We start from the raw sequence: 1274 nt of genomic DNA, 5'->3' as shown, positions 1-1274 counted from the left end.
AGCTGCTGGAGCAGGAACAGCGCATCCACGACCTGGAGGCCCATCGCGCCCGCCTGCAGCCGGGCGAGGCCTGCCCGTTGTGCGGCTCGCATGAGCATCCGGCGATCGAGCAATACCAGGCGCTGAATGTCTCCGCCACCGAACAGGCGCTGGCGCAGTGCCGCAGTGACCTGGGCGAGCTGGAGAGCCAGGGGGCCAGCCTGCGTGATGAACTGACCCGCCTGGCCGCGCAGATCGAGCAGTTGCACGCGCAGCAGGCCGAGGCCCAGGCGCAGTTGCAGCCGCTGGATCAGCAATGGCAGCAGCAACTGAGCGAGCATGACATCCGCCTGCACGATGCCGCCGAGCTCGGCCCCATGCAACAGCAGCACGAGCAGGCGCTGGCGGCGCTGCAGGCGCGCCTGCAGACCGTGCAACAGCAGCAGGCCGAACTGCAACGTCTGCGCGAGCTGCGCGAAACGGCCGAGCGCGAGCAGAGCGAAGCACAGCGGCAGCAGGCTCTGCTCGAACGCGATCTGGACAACACCCAGGCGCGTCTGGCCGAGCAACAGGCCGACCTTAACGATCTGCAGGCCGGGCAGGCGCAGCAGGCCCAGGCGCTGCTGGCCAGCCTGGAGGGTTTCGCCAGCGAACTGCCGGCTGACGGCGAGGGCTGGTTGGCGCAGCAGAGGGCCGCCTGGCAGGCCTGGCGCGACACGCAGGTACGCGAGCAGCAGTTGCTCGAGCAGAAGCACGAGGCGCAGCGGCAGCTGGACGAGGACCAGGCACAGGCAGCGCAGTGGTTGCAGCGCTGGCAGGCCGCAGGCGTCGCTGACCTAGCCGAGCCTGCAGCCGTGAGCGATTCACGGCAGGCCTGGCGCGAGGCCGCCGAGCGCTTGGCCGCCGCGCAGCGTGAACGCGATGGCCTGGCCGGCAGCGAGCAGGCCCAGGTGGCGTTGCAGGCACGCCTGCAGGCGCGCCTGGATGACTGCCAGCAGGCCTGGCAGCAGGCGTTGGCCGGCAGCCCGTTCGCCGACCAGGTGGCGTTCGAAGCGGCGCTGCTGGGTGATGATGAACGTCAGCGCCTGCTGCAGCTGAAGGCCGATCTGGAGCGCGCGCACACCCAGGCGGCGACCTTGCAGGCGGCGGCGCAGGCCGAGGTACAGCGCCTCCAGGGCGAGGCGCAGAGCGCCCTGAGCCTGGCCGAGCTGGGCGAACAGATCCAGGCGCTGCAGGATCGCCTGCGTGCATTGAGCGAGCGCCAGGGTGAGGTGCGGGCCCAGCTTCAGGCCGAC

1 protein-coding gene is annotated in these 1274 nt (G+C 70.7%); it reads left to right on the top strand.

What is annotated here, in order from left to right:
* A partial coding sequence (locus J0A65_RS23610; protein ID WP_206596723.1) for a hypothetical protein occupies window positions 1–1274 on the top strand: 1274 nt, incomplete at both ends.

The organism is Bowmanella yangjiangensis (genome assembly GCF_017255015.1).
Classification (GTDB): Bacteria; Pseudomonadota; Gammaproteobacteria; order Enterobacterales; family Alteromonadaceae; genus Bowmanella; species Bowmanella yangjiangensis.
Note: the sequence above shows the minus strand (reverse complement) of the source record. Positions and strands in the feature narration are given on the sequence as shown.